Genomic DNA, 12,668 nt, shown 5'->3' on the forward strand with positions numbered 1-12,668 from the left:
ATGGATATCAAACGCTCGATCCTGATCGTCGCCCTGGCAGTCGTGTCCTACATGATGGTTCTCCAATGGAACCAGGACTACGGCCAGGCCGCTCTGCCGAATCAGACAGCTTCGACCAGCAAAGCCGCCCCGAGCCTGCCGGAAACTGCTTCCGTTGCCAGTAACGACGATGTCCCGACGGCGAATGCCGACGGCACCGATCCAAGCCCGGTGGAAGCCGCCGTTGCTGTCAGCGATGAGCTGATCCAGGTCAAGACCGACGTTCTGGATCTGGCCATCGATCCGCGCGGTGGTGATGTAGTGCGCTTGCAACTGCCGCACTACCCGCGTCGTCAGGATCGTCCCGATGTGCCCTTCCAGCTGTTCGACAATGGTAGTGAGCACCTGTATCTGGCACAGAGCGGCCTGACCGGCGCCAATGGCCCTGACGCCCGTGCCAACGGCCGCCCGCTGTACAGCAGCGAGCAGCGCGTCTATCAATTGGCTGACGGTCAGGATCAACTGCAAGTCGATCTGAAGTTCAGCGAAGCCGGCGTCAACTACATCAAGCGTTTCACCTTCAACCGTGGCCTCGTCGCAGGTTGTTCGGCCAAGGAAGTGGAGCAGAAGAAAGCGGGTTGCATCAACGGCAACGGTTACCAGATCGGCGTTTCCTATCTGATCGATAACCAGAGCGGTGCGGCCTGGACCGGTAACCTGTTCGCCCAACTGAAGCGCGACAACAGTGGTGACCCGTCCTCCAGCACCGCCACCGGCACTGCTACCTACCTCGGTGCAGCGCTGTGGACTGCCGAGAAGCCCTACACCAAGGTGTCGATGAAAGACATCGACAAGCAGGGCCTCAAGGAATCCGTACAGGGCGGCTGGATCGCCTGGCTACAACACTATTTCGTGACCGCATGGATTCCGTCGAAAGACGACACCAACCTGGTGCAGACCCGCAAGGACAGCCAGGGTAACTACATCATTGGCTACACCGGCCCAGCACTGAGCATTCCGGCCGGTGCTGAAGGCCAGACCAGCACCACCCTGTATGCCGGCCCGAAGATCCAGAAGGATCTCGCTGCGCTGTCGCCAGGTCTGGATAAGACGGTCGACTACGGCATTCTGTGGTTCCTTGCCGAGCCGATCTTCTGGTTGCTGGAACATATCCACAACCTGTTGGGTAACTGGGGCTTCTCGATCATCGTCCTGACGTTGATCATCAAGCTGGCATTCTTCCCCCTGTCGGCTGCCAGCTACCGTTCCATGGCCCGCATGCGCGCCGTTTCGCCAAAGCTGCAGGCACTGAAAGAACAGTTCGGTGACGATCGCCAGAAGATGTCCCAGGCGATGATGGAGCTGTACAAGAAAGAGAAGATCAACCCGCTGGGTGGCTGTCTGCCGATCCTGGTGCAGATGCCGGTGTTCCTGGCTCTGTACTGGACTCTGCTGGAGTCCGTCGAGATGCGTCAGGCGCCATGGATCCTGTGGATCACAGACCTGTCGATCAAGGATCCGTTCTTCATCTTGCCGATCATCATGGGCGCCACCATGTTCATCCAGCAGCAGCTCAACCCGACGCCGCCGGATCCCATGCAAGCTCGTGTGATGAAGATGATGCCGATCATTTTCACCTTCTTCTTCCTGTGGTTCCCTGCAGGTCTGGTGCTGTACTGGGTGGTCAACAACGTCCTGTCCATCGCCCAGCAGTGGTACATTACCCGCAAGATCGAAGCGCAGACCAAGGCTTCCGCGGCCTGATCTACCACGCTTCGCCAGCTACAGACAGAGCGCCCCCTCGTGGGGCGTTCTGCTATCCAGCGTTTGGAGAATCGTATGTCCATATCACCTGAAACCATCGCTGCCGTCGCCACTGCCCAGGGACGTGGTGGCGTGGGCATCGTGAGGGTCTCCGGCCCACGTGCACGGATAATCGCCATCACCCTGAGCGGCATCGAACCGACACCGCGGCATGCGCACTACGGTGCCTGGCATGACAATGTCGGAGAAGTGATCGACGAAGGCCTGATGCTGTTTTTCCCAGGCCCCAATTCCTTCACCGGTGAGGATGTGCTCGAGTTGCAGGGCCATGGTGGCCAAGTCGTACTGGACATGCTGCTGCAGCGCAGCCTGGAGCTTGGCGCACGCCAGGCTCGGCCGGGTGAGTTCAGTGAGCGCGCCTTCCTCAACGACAAGCTCGACCTGGCTCAGGCGGAAGCCATTGCCGACCTGATCGAGGCCAGTTCTGCACAGGCTGCGCGTAATGCCGTGCGCTCGCTGCAGGGCGAATTCTCCCGGCGTGTGCACGAGTTAACCGAACGCCTGATCAGCCTGCGCATCTACGTGGAAGCTGCCATCGACTTCCCTGAAGAGGAAATCGACTTTCTGGCCGATGGCCATGTACTGAGCCTGCTCGAAGGCGTACGTGCGCAGTTATCCACAGTTTTACGCGAGGCTGGCCAGGGTGCGTTGCTGCGCGATGGTATGAACGTGGTGATCGCCGGGCGCCCGAATGCGGGTAAATCCAGCCTGCTCAATGCCCTGGCGGGGCGCGAGGCCGCTATCGTCACCGATGTCGCCGGCACTACGCGGGATGTGCTTCGTGAACATATCCACATCGATGGCATGCCGCTGCACGTGATCGATACCGCCGGGCTGCGTGATACCGAGGATCAGGTCGAGCGGATCGGTGTAGAGCGGGCGCTGAAGGCCATTGGCGAAGCGGATCGGGTGCTTTTGGTGGTCGATTCTACCGCGCCCGAGGCCAATGATCCTTTTGCTCTGTGGCCGGAGTTTCTCGAGCAACGGCCGGACTCCGCACGGATCACACTGATCCGCAACAAAGCGGATTTATCTAACGAGAAAGTTGGCCTGCAGACCAGCGCTGATGGCCACACCACGCTGGTGCTATCGGCCAAGTCCAGCGAAGGTTTGGAATTGCTGCGCGAACACCTGAAGGCCTGCATGGGCTTCCAGCAAACGGCAGAAGGTGGCTTCAGTGCCCGCCGTCGCCACCTGGATGCACTGCATCAGGCTCAGCGCCATCTTGACCATGGGCACGCTCAATTGACGCTGGCAGGCGCTGGAGAGCTGCTTGCCGAAGACCTGCGTCAGGCCCAACAGGCGCTGGGTGAGATCACTGGCGCCTTCAGCTCCGACGATCTGCTGGGGCGCATCTTCTCGAGCTTCTGCATCGGTAAATAACCGCTTCTGGATGCAGCGGCATTGCCGAGATCACCAAGCGGTGCTCTCGGCCTGGTACTGACCTCGCACTTATCCCCAGCCATACACTCCCCGTCAGTGGATCAGGCAATGATCCAACGCGTCTGCACGTGCGCCTCCCACCCAGTCATCAATAGCACTCCGTCCGCAGTCACCCACGCAGGTGGTGGCAGGGAATGCTGCGCGTATACAGCTAGCTACGAACTGCCCATTTCAATGCTCACCTTCAGTTGAGAGTGAAAAGTGGATTTCCACAGGGAAAATAAACCCTGTGGAAAACCGCCTCTAAGCTATGCCTATAACCCGGTGACAAAGCTAGGGATAAACCACCCTGTGAATAAGTACCCCTTTTACACACAGGCTGATCACTGCTACCTAACACCCTCCGCCCAGGATAATCCCGCTTTCATACATCGCTGTACACTAAGTGGTTACTGGCCTGTAGGGATCTATCCACAGAAATCGCGGAGACCATTTATAAACATAAAAACAAGCTTTATAAAAAAATCATTCTTTATTCTTTTATTTACCTTGAGACCCTCTGCCTACCAAACACGATGTCCTGACAGGGATGAAGCACATCTGGCAGTCGTACAAAATGATCGCTGACCAATTGGCTATTTTTTGTTCAAAAGGCTTCTTTCAACCTGGCTAAGTCCCTATACTTGCCGCCCTTTCTCGCTTTCAAACTAAAAAGCTCCCTTCTCAACAGGCACGAGGTGCGTGGTGGATTTCCCTTCCCGTTTTCAGGTGATCGTCATCGGCGGCGGCCATGCCGGTACCGAGGCTGCGCTTGCAGCGGCGCGCATGGGCGTAAAAACCCTGCTGCTAACCCACAACGTGGAAACCCTCGGGCAGATGAGCTGCAATCCGGCTATTGGCGGGATCGGCAAAAGCCACCTGGTCAAGGAAATCGACGCCCTGGGTGGCGCCATGGCGATTGCCACCGACAAGGGCGGCATCCAGTTCCGCGTACTCAACAGCCGCAAAGGCCCCGCAGTACGTGCGACCCGTGCCCAGGCTGACCGCATCCTGTACAAGGCCGCGGTACGCGAGATCCTGGAAAACCAGCCCAACCTGTGGATATTCCAGCAGGCTGCTGACGACCTGATCGTCGAGCAGGACGAAGTCAAAGGCGTGGTCACCCAGATGGGTCTGCGTTTCTTCGCCGATTCCGTGGTGCTGACCACCGGCACCTTCCTCGGTGGACTTATCCACATCGGTCTGCAGAACTATTCCGGTGGTCGCGCTGGTGATCCGCCTTCGAATGCCCTGGCCAAACGTATGCGTGAACTGCCGCTGCGTGTCGGTCGGCTGAAAACCGGTACGCCACCGCGCATCGATGGTCGCTCGGTGGACTTCTCGGCGATGACCGAGCAGCCAGGCGATACGCCGATTCCGGTGATGTCGTTCATGGGCAACAAGGAACAGCATCCTCGCCAGGTGAGCTGCTGGATAACCCACACCAATGCGCGTACCCACGAAATCATCGCGGCCAACCTCGACCGTTCGCCGATGTATTCCGGGGTCATCGAAGGTGTCGGGCCGCGTTACTGCCCGTCGATCGAAGACAAGATTCACCGCTTCGCCGACAAGGACAGCCACCAGGTGTTCATCGAGCCGGAAGGCCTGACCACACACGAGCTGTACCCCAACGGAATCTCCACCTCGCTGCCGTTCGACGTGCAATTGCAGATAGTGCAAAGCATCCGCGGGATGGAGAACGCTCATATCGTGCGTCCGGGCTACGCCATCGAGTACGACTACTTCGATCCCCGTGACCTGAAGTACAGCCTAGAGACCAAGGTCATCGGCGGCTTGTTCTTCGCCGGGCAGATCAACGGCACCACCGGCTACGAAGAAGCCGGTGCACAGGGCCTGCTGGCCGGTGCCAACGCCGCATTGCGTGCCCAGGGTAAGGACAGCTGGTGCCCGCGCCGTGACGAGGCTTACATCGGCGTGCTGGTCGACGACCTGATCACCCTGGGTACCCAGGAGCCGTACCGCATGTTCACCTCGCGGGCCGAGTACCGGCTGATCCTGCGCGAAGACAACGCCGATCTGCGCCTGACCGAGAAAGGCCGCGAGCTGGGCCTGGTGGATGATGAACGCTGGGCAGCCTTCGAGACCAAGCGTGAAGGCATCACCCGCGAAGAGCAGCGCTTGAAAAGCACTTGGGTACGCCCGAACACGCCTCAGGGCGATGCTATCGTCGAGCGTTTCGGTACGCCGCTGACCCACGAGTACAACCTGCTCAACCTGCTGTCGCGCCCGGAGATCGATTACCTTGGACTGGTCGAGGTGACTGGTGAAGGCGCCGAGGATCCACAGGTCGCCGAACAGGTCGAGATCAAGACCAAGTACGCCGGCTACATCGAGCGTCAGCAGGACGAGATCGCTCGTCTGCGCGCCAGTGAAGATACCGCGCTGCCGGAAGACATCGATTACGCCAACATTTCTGGCCTATCGAAAGAGATTCAGCACAAGCTGGGTAATGCGCGTCCGCAGACCCTGGGCCAGGCATCACGGATTCCGGGCGTCACCCCGGCAGCGATTTCCCTGTTGCTGATTCACCTGAAGAAACGTGGCGCCGGTCGCCAGCTGGAGCAGACCGCCTGATGTCCGTTACGTCTCGTCATGCCGAAGAATTGCAACAAGGCGCGCTAGAACTGGGCGTCACCCTGTCCGAGCAGCAACACGAGCAATTGCTCGCTTACCTGGCATTGCTGATCAAGTGGAACAAGGCCTACAACCTGACCGCCGTGCGCGACCCTGACGAGATGGTTTCGCGGCATTTACTCGACAGCCTTAGCGTGGTGCCCTTCGTCGCCGAGGCTGGGGATAACTGGCTGGACGTTGGCAGTGGCGGCGGCATGCCGGGTATTCCGCTGGCCATCCTGTTTCCGCAGCGGCGCTTCACGCTGCTCGATTCCAACGGCAAGAAAACCCGCTTCCTCACGCAAGTGAAACTCGAGCTGAAGCTGGCCAACCTGGAAGTTATCCACAGTCGTGTGGAAGGCTTCATGCCTGAGCAGCCGTTCAGCGGTATCTGCTCGCGGGCTTTCAGCTCACTGGAAGATTTTTCCAACTGGACGCGCCATCTTGGCGATACAGAGACCCAGTGGCTGGCGATGAAGGGTGTGCATCCGGACGACGAGCTGCAGGCATTGCCAGCGGACTTCCGTCTCACTGCAACCCACGTGCTCAAGGTTCCCGGTTGCCAAGGTCAGCGCCATCTGTTGATACTGCGTCGCTCGGTTTAGGGGGAACGGCAACATGGCTAAAGTATTCGCAATCGCCAACCAGAAAGGTGGGGTGGGCAAGACCACGACCTGCATCAACCTGGCGGCTTCCCTGGTTGCGACCAAACGCCGTGTGCTGCTCATCGACCTCGACCCACAGGGCAACGCCACCACTGGCAGCGGTGTGGACAAGCAGGCGCTGGAGCATTCCATCTACGACGTACTGGTCGGTGAATGCAATCTGGTCGAGGCCATGCAGTTCTCCGAGCATGGCGGTTACCAACTGCTGCCGGCCAACCGTGACCTCACTGCGGCGGAGGTCGGTCTGCTGGAAATGAAGATGAAGGAAAGCCGCCTGCGTTATGCACTGGCGCCGATCCGCGAGAATTACGATTACATCCTCATCGACTGCCCACCGGCGCTGTCCATGCTAACCGTCAACGCCTTGGTCGCCGCCGATGGGGTGATCATTCCCATGCAGTGCGAGTACTACGCACTCGAGGGGCTGAGCGACCTGGTCAACAGCATCCAGCGCATCGGCAAGCTGCTCAATCCGTCGCTGAAGATCGAAGGCCTGCTGCGTACCATGTATGACCCGCGCATCAGCCTGACCAACGATGTATCGGCGCAGCTCAAGGAACATTTCCCTGACACGCTCTATCAAACCGTGATCCCGCGTAACGTGCGTCTGGCCGAAGCGCCAAGCTTTGGCATGCCGGCGCTGGTTTACGACAAGCAATCTCGTGGTGCGATCGCCTATCTGGCGCTGGCTGGCGAGCTGGTTCGCCGCCAGCGTGCGAACGCCCACACCGCAAACGTATAAGGAATTTGTGCATGGCCGCCAAGAAACGTGGGCTGGGACGAGGCCTGGACGCCCTGTTAGGGGGCTCCAGTGTCGACGCCCTGGAGGAAGAAGCGGTCAAGGCTGATACCAGTGAGTTGCAGCACCTGCCCCTGGATCTGATCCAGCGCGGCAAGTATCAGCCACGCCGCGATATGGATGCCACAGCGCTCGAAGAGCTGGCCCAGTCGATCAAGGCCCACGGCGTGATGCAGCCTATCGTGGTACGTCCGGTGGGTGGCGGCCGTTTCGAGATCGTTGCGGGTGAACGCCGCTGGCGAGCGACTCAGCAAGCTGGCCTCGACCGCATCCCAGCTCTGGTACGTGAACTGCCAGACGAAGCTGCCATCGCCATGGCGCTGATCGAGAACATCCAGCGCGAAGACCTCAGCCCGATCGAAGAAGCGATGGCCCTGCAGCGTTTGCAGCAGGAGTTTCAGCTCACCCAGCAACAGGTCGCTGAAGCTGTCGGCAAATCGCGGGTGACCATCACCAATCTGCTGCGCCTGATCGCCCTGCCCGAAGAAGTGAAAACCCTTCTTTCCCATGGTGATCTGGAAATGGGCCATGCTCGTGCTTTGCTTGGCCTGCCTGCCGAACAGCAGACAGAAGGAGCGCGACACGTTGTCGCACGCGGGCTCACCGTCCGTCAGACCGAGGCAATGGTTCGGCAATGGCTGAACACCCAGGAAAAGCCTGCAGCCCCTGCCAAGGTCGATCCTGACATCAGTCGCCTCGAACAGCGCCTGGCTGAGCGCCTGGGCTCTCCGGTGCAGATCAAGCATGGGCAGAAGGGCAAAGGCCAATTGGTCATCCGCTACAATTCCCTCGATGAACTCCAGGGCGTTCTAGCCCACATCCGCTGAAACAATTGCTGCCGCAGCACTAGTGCGAAAAGGCTTTCGAGCAGTTGAACGGGGTGGGAACCGCCCCTATACTCTGCGCGCATTTCGGCGGCACAAAATGTGCCAAGTTATTGATTAGCTTGGTAACGAAGTCTGAGTACGATCTACCGGGAAAAATGATGGATATACGCACGCCAAAACGCCTGCCATTCCATCGACTGCCGGTGTTTCCTGTTCTACTGGCTCAACTGATCGTGGCATTGGTTCTTGCCGCTGCCTGCTGGCACTGGCGGGGCTCGATCGGCGGATATTCAGGCTTGTACGGTGGCCTGATCGCCTGGCTGCCAAATGTGTACTTCGCCCACAAGGCATTCCGGTTTTCCGGAGCGCGGGCGGCCCAAGCTATCGTCCGGTCGTTCTACGCCGGTGAAGCTGGGAAACTGGTTCTGACAGCGGTGCTTTTTGCGCTGGTGTTTGCAGGTGTGAAGCCTTTGGATGCGCTGGCGTTGTTCGGCGTATTCCTGCTGACCCAATTGGTCAACTGGTTCGCACCCTTGCTGATGAAGAGATAACTTTTAAAGCCTTAGAGCGTTTGAGGGATTTATGGCAGCTGCAGAAACCGCTTCGGGTTATATCCAGCATCACTTGCAGAATCTGACCTATGGTCAGCATCCTGTGAATGGCTGGGGGTTCGCCCACTCCGCTGAAGAAGCCAAAGAAATGGGCTTCTGGGCTTTCCACCTCGATACCCTGGGCATCTCTGTGGTGCTGGGTCTGATCTTCATCTTCCTGTTCAAGGCTGCCGCCAAGCGCGCCACCTCGGACCAACCGGGCGGTCTGCAGAACTTCGTTGAAGTACTGGTCGAGTTCGTCGACGGCAGCGTCAAGGACACCTTCCACGGCCGTAACGCGCTGATCGCGCCGCTGGCCCTGACCATCTTCGTCTGGATCTTCCTGATGAACCTGATGGATCTGGTGCCGGTGGACTGGATTCCGGTCGCTGCCGCCAAGATCTCCGGTAACGAGCACCTGTTCTTCCGCGCCGTGCCGACCACTGACCCGAACGCGACACTGGGCATGGCCCTGTCGGTATTCGCGCTGATCATTTTCTACAGCATCAAGGTCAAGGGCATCGGCGGCTTCCTCGGCGAACTGACCATGCACCCGTTCAGTGCCAAGAACATTTTCGTGAAAATTCTGCTGATCCCGGTCAACCTCCTGCTGGAGTTTGTGACCCTGATCGCCAAGCCGATTTCTCTCGCTCTGCGTCTGTTCGGCAACCTGTACGCTGGCGAGCTGATCTTCATCCTCATCGCGGTGATGTTCGGCGGCGGCATTCTGTTGGCAGCACTGGCAGGCGTACTGCAGTGGGCCTGGGCAGTTTTCCACTTGATCATCATCACGCTGCAGGCATTCATCTTCATGATGCTGACCATCGTCTACCTGTCGATGGCGCACGAAGACAGCCATTGATGGCGTGCTGCGCTCCAGGTGGCTGGATGCGTGGCGTTTTCGATGGATTCCAGCCTCGGCTGGAGCGCCCGCAAGGGCACTGGAAGTAACGATTTTGCTTTACCGCTTTACCCTTAGAAAAACCTAAACCAATACGACGTAAAAAGTCGGGAGGAAAGATGGAAACTGTAGTTGGTCTGACCGCGATCGCTGTTGCACTGCTGATTGGCCTGGGCGCTCTGGGTACCGCCATCGGCTTCGGCCTGCTGGGCGGCAAGTTCCTGGAAGGCGCTGCGCGTCAGCCGGAAATGGTTCCAATGCTGCAAGTGAAAATGTTCATCGTCGCCGGCCTGCTCGACGCCGTGACCATGATCGGTGTTGGTATTGCACTGTTCTTCACCTTCGCGAACCCCTTCGTTGGTCAAATCGCTGGCTGATCACTCGAATTTTCGAGTTGATTGGTGTGATGGACAACGAACGAGCGAGGTGTTGGCGTGAACATTAATGCAACCCTGATTGGCCAATCCGTTGCCTTTTTCATCTTCGTGCTGTTCTGCATGAAGTTCGTATGGCCTCCGGTCATTGCGGCTTTGCAAGAACGTCAGAAGAAGATTGCAGAAGGTCTGGATGCTGCCAGTCGTGCGGCTCGTGATCTGGAGTTGGCCCAAGAGAAAGCGGGTCAGCAACTGCGCGAAGCCAAGACACAGGCTGCTGAGATCATTGAGCAAGCCAAGAAACGCGGTACCCAGATTGTCGACGAAGCCCGTGATCAGGCTCGCGTCGAAGCGGATCGTGTGAAGGCTCAGGCTCAGGCCGAGATCGAACAGGAAATCAACAGCATCAAAGATGCCCTGCGTGCCCAAGTGGGTGCTCTGGCCGTCGGTGGTGCCGAGAAGATTCTGGGCGTATCTATCGACCAAAACGCGCATGCGGAGCTGGTTTCCAAACTGGCAGCCGAAATTTAAGCGAGGGCGCGATCATGGCAGAACTGACCACGTTGGCCCGACCTTACGCTAAGGCGGCTTTCGAATACGCCCAGGCTCACCAGCAGCTGGCCTCTTGGTCAGCCATGCTTGGCCTGGCAGCGGCGGTGTCTCAGGACGCCACGCTGCAGCGCGTGTTCAAGGCTCCGCGTTTGACGAGTACAGACAAGGCCACCACCTTTGTTGAGGTGTGTGGTGACAAGTTCGACGCCCAGGTACGCAATTTCATCCACGTTGTCGCAGAGAACGATCGTCTGGCCCTGTTGCCGGAAATCTACTCGCTGTTCGAGCTGTACAAGGCCGAACAAGAGAAGTCGATCGACGTGGATGTCACCAGTGCCTTCGCATTGAGCGATGAACAGCAAGACAAACTCGCCAAGGTTCTCAGTGCACGGCTCGGCCGGGAAGTGCGCCTGCATGCTGCGGAGGACGCTACCTTGATTGGTGGTGTCGTGATCCGCGCCGGCGACCTGGTTATCGATGGCTCAGTTCGCGGCAAAATCGCGAAGCTGGCCGAAGCATTGAAATCTTGAGTTTGAAGGGGCAGCAGAGCTATGCAGCAACTCAATCCTTCCGAAATAAGTGAAATCATCAAGGGACGTATCGATAAACTCGACGTCTCTTCCCAAGCCCGAAACGAAGGCACTGTCGTCAGCGTGTCTGACGGTATCGTGCGCATTCACGGTCTCGCCGACGTCATGTACGGCGAAATGATCGAGTTCCCGGGCAGCGTCTACGGTATGGCACTGAACCTGGAGCAAGACTCCGTAGGTGCTGTAATCCTGGGTGCGTACACCACCCTGGCCGAAGGCATGAGCGCCAAGTGCACTGGCCGCATCCTGGAAGTTCCGGTTGGTCCGGAACTGCTGGGTCGCGTTGTCGACGCACTGGGCAACCCGATCGATGGCAAAGGCCCGATCAATGCTCAAGCCACCGACGCAGTCGAGAAAGTTGCACCTGGCGTGATCTGGCGTAAGTCGGTCGACCAGCCGGTGCAGACCGGTTACAAGTCGGTCGATGCCATGATCCCGGTAGGCCGTGGCCAGCGCGAGCTGATCATTGGTGACCGTCAGATCGGTAAGACTGCTCTAGCAGTCGACGCCATCATCAACCAGAAGAAAAGCGGCATCTTCTGCGTCTACGTAGCCATCGGTCAGAAGCAATCGACCATCGCCAACGTGGTTCGCAAACTAGAAGAGTCCGGCGCCCTGGCCAACACCATCGTGGTGGCTGCCTCGGCTTCCGAATCCGCTGCGCTGCAGTTCCTGGCTCCTTACGCCGGCTGCACCATGGGCGAATACTTCCGTGACCGCGGTGAAGATGCGCTGATCGTGTACGACGACCTCTCCAAGCAGGCCGTTGCTTACCGTCAGATCTCCCTGCTGCTGCGCCGTCCGCCAGGCCGTGAAGCCTACCCGGGCGACGTGTTCTATCTCCACAGCCGTCTGCTGGAGCGTGCTTCGCGCGTTTCCGAAGACTATGTCGAGAAGTTCACCAATGGCGCCGTGACTGGCAAGACCGGTTCTTTGACCGCTCTGCCGATCATCGAAACCCAGGCTGGCGACGTTTCCGCGTTCGTTCCGACCAACGTGATTTCGATCACCGACGGTCAGATCTTCCTGGAATCGGCCATGTTCAACTCGGGTATCCGTCCGGCCGTCAACGCCGGTATCTCGGTATCCCGTGTGGGTGGTGCTGCACAGACCAAGATCATCAAGAAGCTCTCCGGTGGTATCCGTACCGCTCTGGCTCAGTACCGTGAGCTGGCGGCATTCGCCCAGTTCGCTTCTGACCTGGACGAAGCCACCCGCAAGCAGCTTGAGCACGGCCAGCGCGTTACCGAGCTGATGAAGCAGAAGCAATACGCTCCAATGTCCATCGCGGACATGGCGCTGTCGCTGTATGCCGCTGAGCGTGGTTTCCTGACCGACATCGAAGTCGCCAAGATCATCAGCTTCGAGCAGGCTCTGATCGCCTTCTTCAACCGTGATCACGCCGACTTGATGGCGAAGATCAACGAGAAGGGTGACTTCAATGACGACATCGATGGCCAGCTGAAAGCCGGTATCGAGAAGTTCAAGGCCACCCAAACCTGGTAAGC

Annotated in this window: 12 protein-coding genes; all 12 read left to right on the top strand. The window is 58.6% G+C overall.

Annotated features, from left to right (window positions below):
• The 12 genes from yidC to atpA all read left to right on the top strand — a co-directional run bounded on the left by yidC (nt 1) and on the right by atpA (nt 12,666).
• Nucleotides 1-1,743, top strand: coding sequence for a membrane protein insertase YidC (gene yidC, locus K5Q02_RS04465; protein ID WP_225836791.1), 1,743 nt, complete (start codon nt 1-3; stop codon nt 1,741-1,743).
• Nucleotides 1,744-1,818: 75 nt separating this feature from the next.
• Nucleotides 1,819-3,186 carry a tRNA uridine-5-carboxymethylaminomethyl(34) synthesis GTPase MnmE gene (gene mnmE, locus K5Q02_RS04470; RefSeq protein ID WP_225836793.1) on the top strand — a complete coding sequence of 456 codons (1,368 nt, stop codon included), beginning with the start codon at nt 1,819-1,821 and terminating at the stop codon, nt 3,184-3,186.
• Nucleotides 3,187-3,930: 744 nt separating this feature from the next.
• Nucleotides 3,931-5,823, top strand: a complete 1,893-nt coding sequence (mnmG, locus tag K5Q02_RS04475; RefSeq protein ID WP_225836795.1) for a tRNA uridine-5-carboxymethylaminomethyl(34) synthesis enzyme MnmG — start codon at nt 3,931-3,933, stop codon at nt 5,821-5,823.
• Nucleotides 5,823-6,467 (top strand): 16S rRNA (guanine(527)-N(7))-methyltransferase RsmG, encoded by a 645-nt coding sequence (gene rsmG, locus K5Q02_RS04480; RefSeq protein WP_442963960.1) that lies wholly within the window; start codon nt 5,823-5,825, stop codon nt 6,465-6,467. The genes mnmG and rsmG overlap by 1 nt, the downstream gene beginning before the upstream one ends.
• Nucleotides 6,468-6,480: 13 nt before the next feature.
• Nucleotides 6,481-7,269 carry a ParA family protein gene (locus K5Q02_RS04485; protein WP_225836796.1) on the top strand — a complete coding sequence of 263 codons (789 nt, stop codon included), beginning with the start codon at nt 6,481-6,483 and terminating at the stop codon, nt 7,267-7,269.
• Nucleotides 7,270-7,280: 11 nt separating this feature from the next.
• The gene (locus K5Q02_RS04490; protein ID WP_225836797.1) at nt 7,281-8,153 is read left to right on the top strand and encodes a ParB/RepB/Spo0J family partition protein; all 873 of its coding nucleotides are present in this window, start codon (nt 7,281-7,283) and stop codon (nt 8,151-8,153) included.
• Nucleotides 8,154-8,311: 158 nt separating this feature from the next.
• Nucleotides 8,312-8,704, top strand: coding sequence for a F0F1 ATP synthase subunit I (locus K5Q02_RS04495; RefSeq protein WP_225836798.1), 393 nt, complete (start codon nt 8,312-8,314; stop codon nt 8,702-8,704).
• A gap of 31 nt (nt 8,705-8,735) precedes the next feature.
• Nucleotides 8,736-9,605 carry a F0F1 ATP synthase subunit A gene (gene atpB, locus K5Q02_RS04500; RefSeq protein WP_225836799.1) on the top strand — a complete coding sequence of 290 codons (870 nt, stop codon included), beginning with the start codon at nt 8,736-8,738 and terminating at the stop codon, nt 9,603-9,605.
• A gap of 158 nt (nt 9,606-9,763) precedes the next feature.
• Nucleotides 9,764-10,021: a F0F1 ATP synthase subunit C gene (gene atpE / locus K5Q02_RS04505; protein ID WP_003097235.1), complete on the top strand. Its 258-nt coding sequence runs from the start codon at nt 9,764-9,766 to the stop codon at nt 10,019-10,021.
• A 57-nt stretch (nt 10,022-10,078) separates the two neighbouring features.
• Nucleotides 10,079-10,549, top strand: a complete 471-nt coding sequence (locus K5Q02_RS04510; protein ID WP_225836800.1) for a F0F1 ATP synthase subunit B — start codon at nt 10,079-10,081, stop codon at nt 10,547-10,549.
• Between the two features lie 14 nt (nt 10,550-10,563).
• On the top strand, nt 10,564-11,100 hold the full coding sequence (locus K5Q02_RS04515; protein WP_225836801.1) for a F0F1 ATP synthase subunit delta: 537 nt from the start codon (nt 10,564-10,566) through the stop codon (nt 11,098-11,100).
• A gap of 21 nt (nt 11,101-11,121) precedes the next feature.
• A complete protein-coding gene (gene atpA / locus K5Q02_RS04520) occupies nt 11,122-12,666 on the top strand; it encodes a F0F1 ATP synthase subunit alpha (RefSeq protein WP_225836803.1) in 1,545 nt (514 codons plus the stop codon).
• The last annotated feature ends 2 nt before the right edge of the window (nt 12,667-12,668 follow it).

The sequence above is a fragment of the Pseudomonas sp. MM211 genome (assembly GCF_020386635.1).
Classification (GTDB): domain Bacteria; phylum Pseudomonadota; class Gammaproteobacteria; order Pseudomonadales; family Pseudomonadaceae; genus Aquipseudomonas.

Bases quoted from the DNA above. Each gene is read 5' to 3' on its own strand.
- mnmE (WP_225836793.1), top strand. From the start codon at position 1,819: ATGTCCATATCACCTGAAACCATCGCTGCCGTCGCCACTGCCCAGGGA.
- K5Q02_RS04490 (WP_225836797.1), top strand. From the start codon at position 7,281: ATGGCCGCCAAGAAACGTGGGCTGGGACGAGGCCTGGACGCCCTGTTA.
- yidC (WP_225836791.1), top strand. From the start codon at position 1: ATGGATATCAAACGCTCGATCCTGATCGTCGCCCTGGCAGTCGTGTCC.
- K5Q02_RS04485 (WP_225836796.1), top strand. From the start codon at position 6,481: ATGGCTAAAGTATTCGCAATCGCCAACCAGAAAGGTGGGGTGGGCAAG.
- K5Q02_RS04515 (WP_225836801.1), top strand. From the start codon at position 10,564: ATGGCAGAACTGACCACGTTGGCCCGACCTTACGCTAAGGCGGCTTTC.
- K5Q02_RS04495 (WP_225836798.1), top strand. From the start codon at position 8,312: ATGGATATACGCACGCCAAAACGCCTGCCATTCCATCGACTGCCGGTG.
- atpB (WP_225836799.1), top strand. From the start codon at position 8,736: ATGGCAGCTGCAGAAACCGCTTCGGGTTATATCCAGCATCACTTGCAG.
- atpE (WP_003097235.1), top strand. From the start codon at position 9,764: ATGGAAACTGTAGTTGGTCTGACCGCGATCGCTGTTGCACTGCTGATT.
- atpA (WP_225836803.1), top strand. From the start codon at position 11,122: ATGCAGCAACTCAATCCTTCCGAAATAAGTGAAATCATCAAGGGACGT.
- rsmG (WP_442963960.1), top strand. From the start codon at position 5,823: ATGTCCGTTACGTCTCGTCATGCCGAAGAATTGCAACAAGGCGCGCTA.